The sequence below is a fragment of the Klebsiella aerogenes genome (genome assembly GCA_029027985.1).
Lineage (GTDB): Bacteria > Pseudomonadota > Gammaproteobacteria > Enterobacterales > Enterobacteriaceae > Klebsiella > Klebsiella aerogenes_A.
Window position 1 is genome coordinate 123,878 of sequence record CP119076.1, and the last position, 16,003, is coordinate 139,880.

16 protein-coding genes are annotated in these 16,003 nt (G+C 57.4%); 8 read left to right on the forward strand and 8 right to left on the reverse strand.

Going from position 1 to position 16,003, the window contains the following annotated elements:
- Position 1: 1 nt before the first annotated feature.
- Positions 2 to 934, reverse strand: coding sequence for an ADP-glyceromanno-heptose 6-epimerase (rfaD, locus tag PYR66_00600; protein ID WEF28272.1), 933 nt, complete (start codon positions 932 to 934; stop codon positions 2 to 4).
- A gap of 212 nt (positions 935 to 1,146) precedes the next feature.
- Between rfaD and kbl the strand changes: the two genes are divergently transcribed.
- From kbl to PYR66_00615, 3 genes are all read left to right on the forward strand, one after another.
- The gene (gene kbl / locus PYR66_00605) at positions 1,147 to 2,340 is read left to right on the forward strand and encodes a glycine C-acetyltransferase (protein WEF28273.1); all 1,194 of its coding nucleotides are present in this window, start codon (positions 1,147 to 1,149) and stop codon (positions 2,338 to 2,340) included.
- A gap of 12 nt (positions 2,341 to 2,352) precedes the next feature.
- Positions 2,353 to 3,378 (forward strand): L-threonine 3-dehydrogenase, encoded by a 1,026-nt coding sequence (gene tdh, locus PYR66_00610; GenBank protein ID WEF28274.1) that lies wholly within the window; start codon positions 2,353 to 2,355, stop codon positions 3,376 to 3,378.
- A 168-nt stretch (positions 3,379 to 3,546) separates the two neighbouring features.
- Positions 3,547 to 4,338 (forward strand): glycosyltransferase family 2 protein, encoded by a 792-nt coding sequence (locus PYR66_00615; protein WEF28275.1) that lies wholly within the window; start codon positions 3,547 to 3,549, stop codon positions 4,336 to 4,338.
- Positions 4,339 to 4,344: 6 nt separating this feature from the next.
- On the opposite strand, the gene PYR66_00620 is transcribed toward PYR66_00615, so the two are convergent.
- Genes PYR66_00620 through gpmM form a run of 3 tightly spaced genes read right to left on the reverse strand, consistent with a single transcriptional unit; the run spans position 4,345 to position 8,127 of the window.
- Entirely contained in the window at positions 4,345 to 5,298 is a 954-nt protein-coding gene (locus PYR66_00620; protein ID WEF28276.1) for a divergent polysaccharide deacetylase family protein, read from the reverse strand.
- Between the two features lie 3 nt (positions 5,299 to 5,301).
- The gene (gene envC / locus PYR66_00625) at positions 5,302 to 6,573 is read right to left on the reverse strand and encodes a murein hydrolase activator EnvC (GenBank protein ID WEF28277.1); all 1,272 of its coding nucleotides are present in this window, start codon (positions 6,571 to 6,573) and stop codon (positions 5,302 to 5,304) included.
- Between the two features lie 9 nt (positions 6,574 to 6,582).
- The gene (gpmM, locus tag PYR66_00630; protein WEF28278.1) at positions 6,583 to 8,127 is read right to left on the reverse strand and encodes a 2,3-bisphosphoglycerate-independent phosphoglycerate mutase; all 1,545 of its coding nucleotides are present in this window, start codon (positions 8,125 to 8,127) and stop codon (positions 6,583 to 6,585) included.
- 246 nt (positions 8,128 to 8,373) lie between these two features.
- Here gpmM and PYR66_00635 point away from each other — a divergent pair, with 246 nt between their 5' ends.
- From PYR66_00635 to cysE, 5 genes are all read left to right on the forward strand, one after another.
- Positions 8,374 to 8,805 carry a rhodanese-like domain-containing protein gene (locus PYR66_00635; protein ID WEF28279.1) on the forward strand — a complete coding sequence of 144 codons (432 nt, stop codon included), beginning with the start codon at positions 8,374 to 8,376 and terminating at the stop codon, positions 8,803 to 8,805.
- A 105-nt stretch (positions 8,806 to 8,910) separates the two neighbouring features.
- Complete coding sequence (gene grxC / locus PYR66_00640; protein WEF28280.1) at positions 8,911 to 9,162, forward strand: glutaredoxin 3; 252 nt, start codon at positions 8,911 to 8,913, stop codon at positions 9,160 to 9,162.
- Positions 9,163 to 9,222: 60 nt separating this feature from the next.
- The gene (gene secB, locus PYR66_00645; protein WEF28281.1) at positions 9,223 to 9,690 is read left to right on the forward strand and encodes a protein-export chaperone SecB; all 468 of its coding nucleotides are present in this window, start codon (positions 9,223 to 9,225) and stop codon (positions 9,688 to 9,690) included.
- Positions 9,690 to 10,709, forward strand: a complete 1,020-nt coding sequence (gene gpsA / locus PYR66_00650; GenBank protein ID WEF28282.1) for an NAD(P)H-dependent glycerol-3-phosphate dehydrogenase — start codon at positions 9,690 to 9,692, stop codon at positions 10,707 to 10,709. Before secB ends, gpsA begins: the two co-directional genes overlap by 1 nt.
- An 80-nt stretch (positions 10,710 to 10,789) precedes the next feature.
- Positions 10,790 to 11,611 (forward strand): serine O-acetyltransferase, encoded by an 822-nt coding sequence (cysE, locus tag PYR66_00655; GenBank protein WEF28283.1) that lies wholly within the window; start codon positions 10,790 to 10,792, stop codon positions 11,609 to 11,611.
- Positions 11,612 to 11,692: 81 nt separating this feature from the next.
- On the opposite strand, the gene trmL is transcribed toward cysE, so the two are convergent.
- The 4 genes from trmL to lldP form a co-directional block, all read right to left on the reverse strand.
- Positions 11,693 to 12,166: a tRNA (uridine(34)/cytosine(34)/5-carboxymethylaminomethyluridine(34)-2'-O)-methyltransferase TrmL gene (gene trmL / locus PYR66_00660; protein ID WEF28284.1), complete on the reverse strand. Its 474-nt coding sequence runs from the start codon at positions 12,164 to 12,166 to the stop codon at positions 11,693 to 11,695.
- A 92-nt stretch (positions 12,167 to 12,258) separates the two neighbouring features.
- Positions 12,259 to 13,443: an FMN-dependent L-lactate dehydrogenase LldD gene (gene lldD / locus PYR66_00665; protein WEF30543.1), complete on the reverse strand. Its 1,185-nt coding sequence runs from the start codon at positions 13,441 to 13,443 to the stop codon at positions 12,259 to 12,261.
- On the reverse strand, positions 13,443 to 14,216 hold the full coding sequence (lldR, locus tag PYR66_00670) for a transcriptional regulator LldR (GenBank protein ID WEF28285.1): 774 nt from the start codon (positions 14,214 to 14,216) through the stop codon (positions 13,443 to 13,445). Before lldR ends, lldD begins: the two co-directional genes overlap by 1 nt.
- Complete coding sequence (gene lldP, locus PYR66_00675; protein WEF28286.1) at positions 14,213 to 15,868, reverse strand: L-lactate permease; 1,656 nt, start codon at positions 15,866 to 15,868, stop codon at positions 14,213 to 14,215. Before lldP ends, lldR begins: the two co-directional genes overlap by 4 nt.
- Between the last annotated feature and the right edge of the window lie 135 nt (positions 15,869 to 16,003).

Here is a 16,003-nt window from a genome sequence, read left to right on the forward strand (position 1 = left end):
CTTACGCGTCGCGATTGAGCCAGGCCATGTATTCCGTTACGCCTTCGGCGACGGTTTTGAACGGTTTGTCATAGCCTGCTTTACGCAGGTTAGTCAGATCAGCCTGAGTGAATGCCTGGTAGCGGCCTTTCAGTTTGTCCGGGAACGGGATGTACTCGATGCTGCCTTTTTTGTGGTACGCCAGCGTCGCGTCGGCGACGGCCTGGAAGGACTCCGCGCGGCCGGTGCCGAGGTTGAAGATACCGGAAACGCCGTTTTCCCAGAACCACAGGTTCACGGCGGCGACGTCGCCAACATAGACGAAGTCGCGTTTGAAGCCGTCGCTGCCTTCGAACAGTTTCGGACTTTCGCCATTATTCAACTGGGTGTTGAGGTGGAAAGCCACGCTCGCCATGCTGCCTTTGTGACCTTCGCGCGGCCCATAGACGTTGAAATAGCGGAAACCGACGATTTGCGAATCCGCTTCCGGCAGGATCTGGCGGACGTATTCGTCGAACAGGAATTTAGAGTAGCCGTAAACGTTCAGCGGCTGTTCATATTCGCGCGACTCGATAAAGTCGCTGGTGCGCCCGCCGTAGGTGGCGGCGGAGGAGGCGTACAGGAACGGAATTTCACGCTCCAGACAGTAATGCAGCAGCTCTTTGGAGTACTGATAGTTGTTGTCCATCATGTACTTGCCGTCCCACTCTGTGGTGGAAGAGCAGGCGCCCTCGTGGAATACCGCTTCGATTTCGCCGAACTCTTCGCCCGCCATAATCTGGATCAGAAAGTCTTCTTTATCCATGTAGTCAGCGATGTTCAGGTCCACCAGGTTTACGAATTTGGTGCCGTCTTTCAGATTGTCTACAACCAGAATATCGGTGATGCCTTTGTCGTTCAGCGCTTTAACGATGTTGCTGCCGATAAAGCCTGCGCCGCCGGTTACGATGATCATAACTGTACCTTTGAAGTAGAGCGTCCAGAGATAATCCGGACACGAATACTCATATCATATCACTACATCAGAAAGGCTTCAGCCATTCGCCTAAAAGGTGCTGGCCGCGCGTGATTTATGCTGCAAAAAATTCATTCAGGCATGCATCATCTCGTATCAACGTATAGCTTTGGGTAATATGTGCCAAATTTTGCCGAATCTGGAGAGTTGCAATGCGTGGTGATTTCTACAAACAGTTAACCAATGACCTGGATACCGCGCGCGCGGAAGGGTTGTTTAAAGAAGAACGTATCATTACTTCGGCCCAGCAGGCGGACATCACCGTCGGCGACAGCCACGTCATTAACTTCTGTGCCAATAACTATCTGGGTCTGGCTAACCACCCGGAACTGATTGCGGCGGCGAAATCCGGCATGGACAGCCACGGCTTCGGGATGGCCTCCGTGCGCTTCATCTGCGGCACCCAGGACACCCATAAGCAGCTTGAGAAGAAGCTGGCTGATTTCCTCGGTATGGAAGACGCGATTCTGTATTCCTCTTGCTTCGATGCCAACGGCGGCCTGTTTGAAACGCTGCTGGGGCCGGAAGATGCAATTATCTCCGATGCGCTGAACCATGCGTCGATTATCGATGGCGTACGTCTGTGTAAAGCTAAGCGTTTCCGCTACGCCAACAACGACATGCAGGAGCTGGAAGCGCGTCTGAAAGAAGCGCGCGAAGGTGGTGCGCGTCACGTGCTGATCGCCACCGACGGCGTCTTCTCAATGGATGGCGTTATCGCCAACCTGAAAGGCGTCTGCGATCTGGCGGATAAATACGATGCGCTGGTGATGGTCGATGACTCCCACGCTGTCGGCTTTGTGGGCGAGAATGGCCGCGGTTCCCATGAATATTGCGATGTAATGGGCCGCGTCGACATTATCACCGGTACGCTGGGTAAGGCGCTGGGCGGCGCGTCCGGCGGCTACACCGCCGCGCGTAAAGAGGTGGTCGAATGGCTACGTCAGCGCTCCCGCCCGTATCTGTTCTCCAACTCCCTGGCACCGGCGATCGTCGCAGCCTCCATCAAAGTGCTGGAGATGGTTGAATCGGGTAGCGAACTGCGCGATCGCCTGTGGGCTAATGCGCGTCTGTTCCGTGAAAAAATGACCGCCGCGGGCTTTACCCTCGCGGGCGCCGATCACGCGATTATCCCGGTGATGCTCGGCGAAGCGACTATCGCGCAGGCGTTCGCGCGCGAACTGCAGAAAGAAGGTATTTACGTCACCGGCTTCTTCTATCCGGTGGTACCAAAAGGCCAGGCGCGTATTCGCACCCAGATGTCGGCGGCGCATACCCCTGAACAAATTGAACATGCGGTGGAAGCCTTTACCCGCATCGGCAAACAACTGGGCGTCATCGCCTAATAAGGGTGCAAGATGAAAGCGTTATCCAAACTGAAAGCGGAAGAAGGCATCTGGATGACCGACGTACCGGAACCGGAAGTCGGCCATAACGATCTGCTGATTAAAATCCGTAAAACCGCGATTTGCGGTACCGACGTGCACATCTACAACTGGGATGAATGGTCGCAGAAAACTATCCCGGTACCGATGGTGGTAGGGCATGAGTACGTGGGGGAAGTGGTGGGTATCGGCCAGGAGGTGCGCGGATTTAAGCTTGGCGATCGTGTTTCCGGCGAAGGGCATATTACCTGTGGACACTGCCGTAACTGCCGCGGCGGGCGCACGCATCTGTGCCGTAATACCATCGGCGTGGGCGTCAACCGCCCGGGTTGTTTCGCGGAATATCTGGTGATCCCGGCCTTTAACGCTTTTAAAATCCCGGACAATATCTCTGACGACCTGGCGTCCATCTTCGACCCGTTCGGCAACGCCGTGCATACCGCGCTCTCCTTCGACCTGGTCGGCGAAGATGTGCTGGTTTCCGGCGCCGGCCCGATCGGCGTGATGGCGGCAGCGGTGGCGAAACATGTCGGCGCGCGCAATGTCGTGATTACCGATGTTAACGAATACCGTCTGGAACTGGCGCGCAAAATGGGCGTTACCCGCGCGGTCAACGTGGCCAAAGAAAATCTCAACGATGTGATGGCGGAGTTGGGGATGACCGAAGGCTTTGACGTCGGTCTGGAGATGTCCGGCGCGCCGCCGGCGTTCCGCACCATGCTCGATACCATGAACCACGGCGGTCGTATTGCGATGCTGGGGATCCCGCCGTCGGATATGTCTATCGACTGGACCAAGGTTATCTTTAAGGGGCTGTTCATCAAAGGAATTTACGGACGTGAAATGTTCGAAACCTGGTACAAGATGGCGGCGCTGATCCAGTCTGGTCTGGATCTTTCACCGATCATCACCCACCGTTTCGGCATTGACGACTTCCAGAAAGGTTTCGATGCGATGCGCTCCGGCCAGTCTGGCAAAGTGGTGCTGAGCTGGGATTAAGCTTCACGCTGGCCTTTTCATCAATACTTAAAGCGCCTGCGGGCGCTTTTTATTTAGATTTAGATAACATTTTTACGATCTCTCATCGCCATCGCACTATTTATACATCGATTTTTTGCTTATTCGTTTATACAGTTTGTTTAATCTCCGTTTACCCTTATAAACACTATGTTTAAGCTCTCAGTATGCTTGCTTACCTGTAATTCAGCCCGCTTATTACGGGAAGTATTGCCACCTCTGTTGCGGGTGGCGGATGAGTTTATTGTCGTTGATTCCGGAAGCACGGATGAGACGTTGCGAATATGCCAGCAGTTTGGTTTAACGGTCCACCATCACCCGTACGCCGCTCATGGCGCGCAGATGAACTATGCGACGTCGCTGGCGACTCATGACTGGGTGCTGTGCATGGATAGCGATGAAATTCTTGATCAAGAAGTTGTCGCGGCGATTCAGGCGCTTAAAGCGGGAGATGAGCCGGATCCCAGCTGCGCGTGGCGCCTGTCGCGTTACTGGTTCGTGCTTGGCGAACAGGTGCGAACGATTTATCCCGTCTCATCACCCGATTATCCGGTACGCCTCTTCAACCGCCGTCAGGCCGCGTTTAACCTGCGCCCGGTGGACGACCAGGTCGTTGGCCACCTGACGTCCACCAGGCTGCCGGGAGCTGTCCGCCACGATACCTTTTATTCTCTGCATGAGGTGTTTAACAAGCTCAATAGCTATACCACCCGCCTGGTGAAGACGCAGAAGGTCAGGCCGTCAATTAGTCGCGGGATTATTAGCGCGATCGGCGCGTTTTTTAAGTGGTATCTGTTCAGCGGGGCGTGGCGTAACGGCAAGGTCGGGGCGGTAACCGGGTTATACGCCACCTTGTATAGCTTTATGAAGTATTTCAAAGCCTGGTATGCCCATGATAGCAGGCAGCAGGGAACCGTGACGGAGAAGCGCACGGATCCCTGAGCAGAACTAGTTGGTGGGGCTATCCCAGCCTTGCCATTTTAACTGATAATACTGTACCAGCGCGCTCTGGCTGATACTTTCGCTGAGAATGTTAAAGAAGCGACTGGCATTCACCGGATCCAGCGGGCGCTTAGGCTTGCAGTACTTCACGCCGTGGAACGGGTTACGCGGTTTCTGCTGCTGCGGCACATTCTGCGCAGGCGGCAGGGCGTTGCCCGGCGTTGAGTTATCGACCTGCGGCTCGTTCAACAGGCTGCTCGGGCGCACCAGCGTAATATCCGGCGGCAGGCTGTACACCATCTGCTGCAACACCCGCACCGTCGAAGGATGCGGATGGCCAATGGCAATGGCTGAGCCGTTGCGGCGCGCCAGCGCGATGGCGCGGTTGAACTGGTTGCGGATATCCGCCTCATTCTGTGTATCGTCAAGGAACACCTTACGCTTGATGACCTTCACACCGGTGCCCTGCGCGGCTCGCATAGCTTGGGTATTGCCGATGGTGACGCTATCGAGGAAATAGAGGTTGTAGCGCTCCAGCGCCTGCATCACCTTCTGCATGCCGAACAGGTTAGAAGTCATGGCGCTGCCCATATGGTTGTTCAGCCCTACGGCGTACGGCACTTTGCCGTAGGCTTCGCGGATGATGCGCTCGATCTCGGCGCTGCTCATATCCGGGCGTAGGGTGTCTTTTTCCAACGGCTGTTTACTGATTGGCGCCATCGGCAAGTGGATCAGCACTTCATGACCCAGGTTATGTGCTTTGGTCGCCATTTCCCGGGCGTGGGGCGCGTTTGGCAACACGGCGACGGAAATCGTGGGCGGCAGCGCCAGTACCTGGTTTTCCGTTTGCGGACGATAGCCGAAATCATCGATGACGATAGAGAGTTTGCCGGCGAAAACCGGCGCCGCCGTAGCCAGCGAACCGGCTACAGCAAGTGCAATCATGCGAAATTGAAGCAAAACTTATCTTCCCAACCACGGCTGTGGATTGACCGCCTGACCCTGGCGGCGAATTTCGAAATAGAGTGACGGACGACCCTGACCGCCGCTGCTGCCTACGAGCGCGATAGCCTGGCCCGCGCGGACCTGAGTACCGACGCTGACCAGCGCGCTTTGGTTATAGCCGTAAAGACTCATGTCGCCTTTGCCGTGTTCAACGACTACGACCAGGCCGTAACCCTGCAGCCAGTCGGCGAGGATCACCCGACCATCGGCAATGGCTTTGACCTCGGTGCCTTCAGACGCCGCGATAACCATTCCTTTCCAACGTAGTTCACCTTGCAGCTGTTCGCCATAACGATGAAGAATTGTTCCGCGTACCGGCCAGAAGGCCTGCCCGCGCGGCGCGCCGAGGCCGCCGGTTCGCGACATCAGCGAACGTTCGCTTTCGGTTGGTTTATAGGTTGTGCCTTTACGGGAGGCTTCCTGCTGACGGTCGTGCACTGCCTGGGCATCGCGAGCTTCACGATCGGCGCGGGCTTTGGCTGCCGCTTCTGCCTGGGCGATGCGGCCGCGCAGGCGCGATTCGTTGGCCCGCATTTCGCTGAGCTGCTGTTGGCCTTTCTGGATGGAGGATTCAAGGCTGGAGAGCGTCTTTTTACGCTCGTTACGCGCCTGTTCAAGCTTGGCTTGCTGCGCTTTTTGCTCGTAAACCAGCGTCTGTTGCTGGCTTTGCTTTTCTTCCAGCATTGATTTTTGCACCGCGACTTCTTCGCGCGTCTGCTTAAGCTGGGCGATAGTCTCCTGGCGGGCCTGGTTGAAGTAACCGAAATAGGCCTGCAGGCGCTGGTTACGCTGCCCTTCTTCGCCGCTGAGGATCATCTGCATGCCGGTGTGCGGCCCCTGGCGGAAGGCGGCATCCAACTGGGCGGCCAGATTACGCTCCTGCGAGGCGCGCTGGCGCTCCAGTTTGGCGATAGACGCATTCATGTCGTCGATCTGCTTATTGAGCTGGTTCAGCGTGTCCTGGGTTTCACGAAGCTTACGTGCGGCAGCGGAGATCGCCTCTTCCTGCGCTTTCAGCTGCGCGAGCAGGGAAGAGCGTTGCTGTTGTTGCTGCTGAATCGCGCGCTGTTTGGCGGCGATATCGGCCTGAATGGATTTCAACTGGTCGCGATCATCGGCGTGAGCGGATGTGGCGCACAGCAATACGCCAGCGCTAAGCGCGCTGGCGTAAAGAACGGATCGAACAGCCGTTGCGATCCATGTAATTGAATAAGTCGCCTTTCCCCTCATGGGGAAGGATTATTCCACGATGAACAGCGGCTTGCCAGTCATCTCTTGCGGGATTTCCATTCCCATCAGCGACAACATGGTTGGCGCGATGTCGGAAAGCTTGCCGCCTTCGGCTACTTTCACGTTTTTGTCGCCAACGTAGATCAGCGGAACCGGTAGGTTAGTGTGCGCGGTGTGCGCCTGACCGGTCGCTGGATCGCGCATTTGCTCTGCGTTGCCGTGGTCTGCGGTGATCAGCAACTGGCCGCCGACGGATTCAACGGCATGAGCTACCTGTTCGATACAGTGATCCAGCGCTTCAACCGCTTTCACCGCCGCTTCCATCACGCCGGTGTGTCCCACCATATCGCCGTTCGGGTAGTTGCAGATGATGGTGTCATACTGGCCGCCTTTGATCGCCGCCACCAGTTTTTCGGTCAGCTCGGCAGAGCTCATTTCCGGCTGCAGATCGTAGGTCGCCACTTTCGGCGAGTTAATCAGGATGCGGTCTTCGCCTTTGAACGGGTCTTCTACGCCGCCGTTAAAGAAGAAGGTAACATGCGCGTATTTCTCGGTTTCAGAGATGCGCAGCTGAGTTTTGTCGTGCTTCGCCATCCACTCACCCAGGGTGTTAACCAGAGATGTCGGCGGGTAAGCGCAGGCCACTTTGATGTCTGCGGCGTATTCGGTCAGCATCACGAAGTCGAGGTTAACCACTTTCTTGCGGGCGAAGCCGTCGAAGTCGGCGTTAACGAAGGCGCGGGTGATTTCGCGCGCGCGGTCGGCGCGGAAGTTCATGAAGATCAGCGCGTCGCCGTCTTCCATCGCCGCATCGGCCTGGCCTGCGGCGCGGATAACGGTCGCTTTAACGAATTCGTCGTTTTCATCACGGGCGTAGGCCGCCTGCAGACCGGCAACCGCGGTATCGGCCTGGAATTCGCCTTTTGCCAGCGTCATCAGATCATAGGCTTGTTCCACGCGATCCCAACGGTTGTCGCGGTCCATCGCGTAGTAGCGGCCGATGATAGACGCGATGCGGCCTTTGCCCAGCGCGGTGAATTTGGCTTCGAATTTCGCCAGCGTCGCTTCAGCGCTACGCGGCGGGGTGTCGCGGCCATCCAGGAAAGCGTGCAGGTAGATTTTCTCCGCGCCGCGCTCAGCGGCCAGCTCGACCATCGCCATGATGTGATCTTCGTGGCTGTGAACGCCGCCAGGGGACATCAGGCCCATGATATGTACCGCTTTGCCTGCGGCAGCGGCGTTGTCGACCGCGCCAGTCAGTACCGGGTTGGCAAAGAAGGTGCGTTCTTTGATTTCAACATCCAGACGGGTTAGGTCCTGGTACACGATACGGCCCGCGCCGAGGTTAACGTGACCCACTTCGGAGTTGCCCATCTGGCGGTCAGGCAGACCGACTTCCAGACCGGATGCGTCAATCAGGGTGTGCGGACGTTTAGCCCACAGTGCGTCCATTACCGGCGTTTTAGCGCTGAAAATGGCGTTATCCTGCTGGTCTTCTCGGTAGCCGTAGCCATCCAGAATCACCAGTACCATAGGTTTTTTAGAAACCGACATTGCGACAACCTCATGCTCAAAGACAGAAAATTTGCGTAATTTTACTACAGCTGAATCGATCAAATCACCGTAAAAGATCAAAGAAAGAGAAGGGGCGACGCCAGAGCCGACGGTGAAGACGGCTTTTTTTTCGTGACGGGCCGCAGAAAATACATTACATCGCGCTCACTGGCTGTATTTGCCGCAATGCACAGGTATACTCCTTCCCTGGTTTTTTTATCACTTAGTCGGGAGTTGTAACCCCCCATGCAAGAAATTATGCAATTCATCGGCCGTCACCCGGTCCTGAGCATCGCGTGGATCGCGCTGCTGGGTGCGGTACTGTTCACCACCTTTAAAGGGTTGATGTCGAAAGTTAGAGTCATTACCCGTGGTGAAGCGACGCGTCTTATCAACAAAGAAGAAGCCGTTGTTGTCGACCTGCGTCAGCGTGACGACTTCCGTAAAGGCCATATTGCAGGCGCCATCAACCTGCTGCCCGCTGATATCAAAGCAAATAACGTCGGCGAGTTGGAAAAGCACAAAGCACAACCCATTATAGTTGTTGATGGGTCCGGTATGCAGGCGCAAGAACCTGCCAGCGCGCTGAATAAAGCCGGATTCGAAAAAGTCTTTGTACTGAAAGAAGGCATCGCAGGCTGGAGCGGCGAAAACCTGCCTCTGGTTCGCGGCAAATAATTTACCCCCGCGTCGTTATGGCGCAGCGGTTCCCCCGATAACCTCTCAGGCGGCGGGGGAGCGTCTGCGGCGTAAAATCCCTCGGGGTAAAAACAGGAGTGAGTCATGGCCAATATTGAGATCTATACCAAAGCGACCTGCCCGTTCTGCGTGCGCGCGAAAGCGCTGTTGAACAGCAAAGGCGTGACATTCAACGAACTGCCTATCGATGGCGATGCTGCGAAGCGTGAAGAGATGATCCAGCGCAGCGGCCGGACGACGGTTCCGCAGATTTTTATTGATGCGCAGCACATTGGCGGCTGTGACGACTTGTATGCGCTTGATTCACGTGGTGGACTTGATCCCCTCTTGCGCTAATTTTTGCGTTTTCCCCGTCCCGGGGCGGCGTATTTAAGGACAACACGAAAGGGTTTTACTATGTCAGAACAAAACAGCACCGAAATGACTTTCCAGATTCAGCGCATCTACACCAAGGACGTTTCCTTCGAAGCGCCGAATGCGCCGCAAGTTTTCCAGAAAGATTGGCAGCCTGAAGTTAAACTTGATCTGGATACCGCTTCCAGCCAGCTGGCTGAAGGTGTTTATGAAGTGGTGCTGCGTGTCACCGTAACCGCTTCGCTGGGCGAAGAAACCGCATTCCTGTGCGAAGTACAGCAGGGCGGCATCTTCTCCATCGAGGGCATCGATGGCAACCAGATGGCCCATTGCCTCGGCGCATACTGCCCGAACATCCTGTTCCCGTATGCTCGCGAATGCGTCACCAGCCTGGTTTCCCGCGGTACCTTCCCGCAACTGAACCTTGCGCCGGTGAACTTTGACGCGCTGTTTATGAACTATCTGCAACAGCAGGCTGGCGAAGGTGCTGAACAACATCAGGATGCCTGATGAACGCGCTTAATGCTGCAATGACTGTGATCGGTGCCGGTTCTTACGGCACCGCTCTTGCCATCACCCTGGCAAGAAATGGCCACGAGGTTGTCCTCTGGGGCCATGACCCGAAACATATCGCGACGCTGCAACACGATCGCTGCAACGCCGCTTTCCTCCCTGATGTCCCTTTCCCGGATACGCTGCGCCTTGAGAGCGATTTAGCGACGGCGCTGGCCGCCAGTCGCGATATTCTCGTGGTGGTGCCGAGCCACGTCTTCGGTCAGGTGCTGGGGCAAATTAAACCGCTGATGCGCCCTGACGCGCGTCTGGTGTGGGCGACGAAAGGCCTTGAGGCCGAAACTGGCCGCCTGCTGCAGGACGTCGCGCGTGAAGCGCTGGGCGATGCTATCCCGCTGGCGGTGATCTCCGGCCCGACTTTCGCCAAAGAGCTGGCCGCCGGCTTGCCGACGGCGATTTCCCTGGCGGCGACGGATCCGCAATTTGCTGACGATCTACAGCGCTTGCTGCACTGCGGCAAAAGCTTTCGCGTTTACATCAACCCGGACTTTATCGGCGTGCAGCTCGGCGGCGCGGTGAAAAACGTGATCGCCATTGGCGCCGGGATGTCTGACGGTATCGGCTTCGGCGCGAATGCGCGTACGGCGCTGATCACCCGCGGGCTGGTGGAAATGTCCCGCCTCGGGGCGGCGCTGGGCGCCGATCCGGAAACCTTCATGGGGATGGCGGGGCTGGGCGACCTGGTGCTGACCTGCACTGATAACCAATCGCGAAATCGCCGCTTCGGCTTGATGCTCGGACAGGGCATGGACGTGCAAAGCGCTCAGGACCAGATTGGCCAGGTGGTTGAAGGTTATCGCAATACCAAAGAGGTTCGCGTTCTCGCGCAGCGTTTAGGTGTCGAAATGCCAATAACCGAGGAAATTTATCAGGTATTGTATTGCGGAAAAATTGCGCGCGAGGCAGCATTGACCTTATTAGGTCGCGCACGCAAGGACGAACGCAGCGCCAACTAGCCGCAGGGAAAGTCTGTCACCTGAATGACCCGGTCAGCGAAGAACTGGCCGGTCATAATTCTTATCGTCTGGAGTATGCAATGCCGTGTGAAGAACTGGATATCGTCTGGAACAATATTAAAGCCGAAGCCCGGGCCCTGGCGGACTGTGAGCCGATGCTCGCCAGTTTTTACCACGCAACGTTACTCAAGCACGAAAACCTGGGCAGCGCCCTGAGCTATATGCTGGCCAACAAGCTGGCCTCGCCGATTATGCCGGCTATCGCCATTCGCGAAGTGGTGGAAGAGGCCTACGCTGCCGACCCGGAGATGATCGCCTCCGCCGCCTGCGATATTCAGGCCGTGCGCACCCGCGACCCGGCGGTCGATAAATATTCCACGCCGCTGCTGTACCTGAAGGGCTTCCACGCGTTGCAGGCCTATCGCATTGGTCATTGGCTGTGGAACCAGGGGCGCCGCGCGCTGGCGATTTTCCTGCAGAATCAGGTTTCGGTCTCTTTCCAGGTTGATATTCACCCGGCGGCGAAGATTGGCCGTGGGATCATGCTGGACCACGCCACTGGCATCGTGGTCGGCGAAACGGCGGTTATCGAAGACGACGTATCGATTCTGCAATCCGTCACCCTCGGCGGTACCGGTAAAACCAGCGGCGACCGTCACCCGAAAATTCGCGAAGGCGTGATGATTGGCGCTGGGGCGAAGATCCTCGGCAATATCGAAGTGGGGCGCGGCGCGAAGATTGGCGCGGGTTCTGTGGTGCTGCAGCCGGTTCCGCCGCATACCACCGCCGCAGGCGTACCGGCGCGTATCGTCGGCAAGCCGGAGAGCGATAAGCCCGCGATGGATATGGATCAGCATTTTAATGGGATACACCATACCTTCGAGTACGGCGACGGGATTTGAATTATTGCCATTTGCCGCCGTTAAGCTCAGAGATGTAGCCCGGATAAGGCGCAACGCGCCGCAATCCGGGAACCGCTCAGGTTAGCTGCGCAACACGGCGCCCTGGTATCCCAGCTGGCGCCAGGCCTCGTATACCACGACCGACACCGCGTTTGACAGATTCATGCTGCGGCTGTCCGGCATCATCGGAATACGGATTTTTTGCTCCGCCGGTAGGGCATCGAGAATGCTGGCCGGCAGGCCGCGAGTTTCCGGACCAAACATCAAAAAATCGCCATCCTGATAGCTTACCGCGCTGTGGGCGGGCGTGCCTTTGGTGGTCAGAGCGAACAGACGCTGTGGATTCGCGCTGGCGACAAACGCCGCGTAATCTGCATGGCGCTGTACGGCGGTGAACTCGTGATAGTCCAGCCCGGCGCGTCTCAGGCGCTTATCGTCCCAGGCGAAGCCCATCGGTTCAATGATATGCAGATTGAAGCCGGTGTTGGCGCACAGGCGGATAATATTGCCGGTGTTCGGCGGGATTTCTGGTTCGAATAATACGATGTTCAGCATACTGCCCTGTCTCATGAGGCTCTTCATTGCGCGGGCAGAATAGCAGATATTTGCCCGGCTCTCACCCTGCGGGAAAGCGCCGGGCGAGGAAATTAAGCGGCGCTATCCTGCTTTAGCGCATGAAACGTCTGCAGCGCTTCGGCGTTCTGCACCAGCGAATCACGGCTGATTTCGCTAATGGTTTTTGCCCCGGTCAGGGTCATTGCCACCTTCATCTCTTTCTCAATCAGGTTCAGCAGATTCGCCACCCCCTGTTTGCCGTGGGTTGCCAACGCATACAGATAGGCGCGGCCCAACAGCACGCTATCGGCGCCAAGGGCGATCATCCGCACGACGTCGAGACCGTTACGAATACCGCTGTCGGCGAGGATGGTAATATCGCCTTTGACCGCATCGGCAATCGCCGGCAGGGCGCGCGCGGAAGAGAGCACGCCATCAAGCTGGCGGCCGCCGTGGTTGGAGACCACAATGCCGTCAGCGCCAAAGCGTACTGCATCGCGGGCATCTTCTGGATCGAGGATCCCTTTGATCACCATCGGGCCGTCCCAAAAATCGCGGATCCACTCCAGGTCTTTCCAGGAAATCGACGGATCGAAGTTATTCGCCAGCCAGCCGATGTAATCCTCAAGACCGGTCGGTTTACCGAGGTAAGCGGAGATATTACCCAGATCGTGCGGGCGACCGTTAAGGCCGACGTCCCACGCCCACTGCGGATGGGTGGCCGCCTGCCAGTAGCGGCGCATCGCGGCGTTCGGACCGCTCATCCCGGAATGGGCGTCGCGGTAGCGAGCGCCGGGCGTCGGCATATCCACGGTGAAGACCAGCGTTGAGCAGCCCGCTGCTTTGGCGCGCTCCAGCGCATTGCGCATAAAGCCGCGGTCGCGCAGGACATACAGTTGGAACCACATCGGGCGCTTGATGGTCGGGGCGACCTCTTCAATCGGGCAGACGGAAACGGTAGACAGGGTAAATGGGATGCCTTTGTCGTCCGCCGCGCCCGCCGCCTGCACTTCACCGCGGCGTGCGTACATACCGCACAGTCCAACCGGCGCCAGTGCCGTCGGCATTGCCAGCTTCTCATTGAATAAGGTCGTTTCCAGGCTCAGGTCCGACATATTGCGCAGGATACGCTGACGGAGCGCCACGTCGGAGAGGTCCTCAACGTTACGGCGCAAGGTATGTTCGGCATAGGCGCCGCCGTCGATGTAGTGGAACAGAAACGGTGGCAGGATTCGCTGTGCGGCGGCGCGATAGTCGCTGGCGGCGGAAATAATCATCACGAGTTCTCCCTGGAATTTTCATTGTGGTCGCCGGGCAGGCGGGTGATACGCGCCTGGCGGGCCTGGTCTTCATCAAAGTGTTTAATGGTGGCGTGAACGAAACCGAGGTGGGCCATCATCGCCTGACGAGCGCCTTCGGCGTCGCCGGCGAATATCGCTTCCATGACCGCCTGATGTTGTTCGGTCAGGCGTGCAAAGACTGGCGGTACCAGATACATCCGCTGGCGGCTCTGTTTCACCGAGGATTGCAGGAGTTCGAAGAAACCGCGCATGGTTTGCAGCAGCACCACATTGTGCGATGCTTCGGCGATCGCCAGGTGGAAGCGGACATCCGCCTGTGAAGCGAGGTCCGGGTCATCGCTGAGGGTGGCCTCAAAGCAGAGGCGAATTTTTTCTTTTTCGGCATCGGTCGCCCGCATCGCCGCGTGCCAGGCAGTGCTGGCTTCGATGGCATGGCGGGCTTCGAGAATATCGAAACTGTAGTCGGGGTCGTCGGCAAGCAGCGTTTTCAGCGGCTGTACGATGTTTTGCTCCGACCAGGGGTCGTGCTGCCAACGCACGAAGGTGCCGCCGCCGCGACGGCTAAGCAGCACCCCTTCGTTCACCAGCATCGCCAGCGCCTCGCGCAGCGAATTGCGCGAGACGCCGAGCTGGGCGGCTAGCTGGCGTTCGGCGGGCAAACGCATGCCCGCCTCCAGTTGTTGTTCTTCAATCAGCGCCCGGACGCGGTTTGCGACATCATCGGCCAGGCGTTTCGGCATCACTATCACGGAATCATCCAGGTTAAGACATATGCCTGCAGCGTGGTAATCAGGCCCACCATGCAGGTGAATATCAGGCTGTGCTTCACGGTAAAGCGGAACAGATCCGACTCTTTACCCACCAGGCCCACCGCGGCGCAGGCAATGGCGATCGACTGCGGCGAAATCATCTTGCCGGTTACCCCGCCGGAGGTATTGGCGGCGACCAGCAGAATATCGGAAACGCCGATTTGTTGCGCTGCCGTCGCCTGCAATGCGGCGAACAACGCGTTAGACGAGGTATCCGATCCGGTGAGGAATACCCCCAGCCAGCCGAGGAACGGCGAGAAGAAGGTAAACGCGTGGCCGGTGTGCGCCAGTGCGAGGGCCAGCGTCGACGACAGCCCGGAGTAGTTTGAAATAAAGGCGAACGCCAGCACCATGCCGATGGAGTAGATCGGCAGCGCCAGATCTTTCAGCGTCCCGGCAAAGGTGGCGATCGCATCTTTCGGCTTCATACGCAGCCAGACGATAGACAGTATAGCGGCGAACAGAATGGCGGTGCCGGTTGCCGACAGCCAGTCGAATTTATATACCGCGGCATATGGCGTTGCTTCGCTGACCACGGGCGGCATGCGGGCGACCATTTTGTCGAGGAACGGTACCGAAATGTTGATCACGAAATCATACATCGCCCCGCCTGGCGCGAAGAGGGCTTTAAACGGCGGCACGCTCCACAGGGTGACGGTGGCGGTGAGGAACAGGAACGGCGACCAGGCGCGCACCACCTGACCGGCGGTGTAATGGGTACGGGCTAGCGTTTGATCGACCTGTGAGGCGCCCATATCGCCAAAGCGGAAGATGCGTACCGGCTGCCAGCGTTTGAGGAACAGGGTCAGACACACCAGCGATGCCAGCGAAGAGATAATATCCGGCAGTTCCGGGCCGAGGAAGTTAGAGCTGAGATACTGCGCGATGGCGAACGAACCGCCAGCGACGATCACCGCGGGCCAGGTCTCTTTCACGCCGCGCCAGCCGTCCATAATCGCCATGATCCAGAACAGCACGATAATGGTCATGAACGGCAACTGACGGCCGACCATCTGGCCGATGGTGAAACTGTCGATGCCGGTAACTTGTCCGGCGACCAGAATCGGGATCCCCATGGCGCCAAAGGCCACTGGCGCGGTGTTGACGATCAGGCATAACCCGGCGGCGTACAGCGGGTTAAAGCCGAGACCAACCAGCAGCGCGGCGGTAATCGCCACCGGTGCGCCAAAACCGGCGGCTCCTTCGAGGAACGCGCCGAAGGAAAAGCCGACGATCAGCATTTGCAAACGCTGGTCAGGGGTAATCGACAGAATCGACGAGCGGATAATGTCGAACTGCCCGGTTTTCACCGAAATTTTATAGACAAAGACCGCGGCAATAATAATCCACGCGATAGGCCACAGGCCGTAGAAAAAGCCGTACACCACGGAGGCCAGGGCGTGGTCGACCGGCATTTTGTAGAACAGCAGGGCGACCAGCAGCGCGATAGCGACGGTCCAGGTGGCAGCAATGTACCCTTTAAGTTTGAGCTTAATCAGGGCGAAAAAGAAAAACAGAATCGGAAGTGAGGCGATCAGGCTGGAAAGCCAAATGTTTCCAGCCGGGTCGTAGTTTTGTTGCCAGAGGTTCATGCAGGTCTCCATTGGGCCACATCGAATGTATCAGGTTGGGTCTACGCCCATTGCCGATCACATTGTTTGTAAAATTGGCCCAGCCAAATTGCGATTGTAGGATTAACGACAACTGATGGTTAATCAAATGTTATG

Excerpts from the sequence above, each read along its gene's own strand:
- rfaD (WEF28272.1), bottom strand. The coding sequence starts at position 934 with ATGATCATCGTAACCGGCGGCGCAGGCTTTATCGGCAGCAACATCGTT.
- kbl (WEF28273.1), top strand. The coding sequence starts at position 1,147 with ATGCGTGGTGATTTCTACAAACAGTTAACCAATGACCTGGATACCGCG.
- tdh (WEF28274.1), top strand. The coding sequence starts at position 2,353 with ATGAAAGCGTTATCCAAACTGAAAGCGGAAGAAGGCATCTGGATGACC.
- PYR66_00615 (WEF28275.1), top strand. The coding sequence starts at position 3,547 with ATGTTTAAGCTCTCAGTATGCTTGCTTACCTGTAATTCAGCCCGCTTA.
- envC (WEF28277.1), bottom strand. The coding sequence starts at position 6,573 with ATGAGGGGAAAGGCGACTTATTCAATTACATGGATCGCAACGGCTGTT.
- gpmM (WEF28278.1), bottom strand. The coding sequence starts at position 8,127 with ATGTCGGTTTCTAAAAAACCTATGGTACTGGTGATTCTGGATGGCTAC.
- PYR66_00635 (WEF28279.1), top strand. The coding sequence starts at position 8,374 with ATGCAAGAAATTATGCAATTCATCGGCCGTCACCCGGTCCTGAGCATC.
- grxC (WEF28280.1), top strand. The coding sequence starts at position 8,911 with ATGGCCAATATTGAGATCTATACCAAAGCGACCTGCCCGTTCTGCGTG.
- secB (WEF28281.1), top strand. The coding sequence starts at position 9,223 with ATGTCAGAACAAAACAGCACCGAAATGACTTTCCAGATTCAGCGCATC.
- gpsA (WEF28282.1), top strand. The coding sequence starts at position 9,690 with ATGAACGCGCTTAATGCTGCAATGACTGTGATCGGTGCCGGTTCTTAC.
- cysE (WEF28283.1), top strand. The coding sequence starts at position 10,790 with ATGCCGTGTGAAGAACTGGATATCGTCTGGAACAATATTAAAGCCGAA.
- trmL (WEF28284.1), bottom strand. The coding sequence starts at position 12,166 with ATGCTGAACATCGTATTATTCGAACCAGAAATCCCGCCGAACACCGGC.
- lldD (WEF30543.1), bottom strand. The coding sequence starts at position 13,443 with ATGATTATTTCCGCCGCCAGCGACTATCGCGCCGCCGCACAGCGAATC.
- lldP (WEF28286.1), bottom strand. The coding sequence starts at position 15,868 with ATGAACCTCTGGCAACAAAACTACGACCCGGCTGGAAACATTTGGCTT.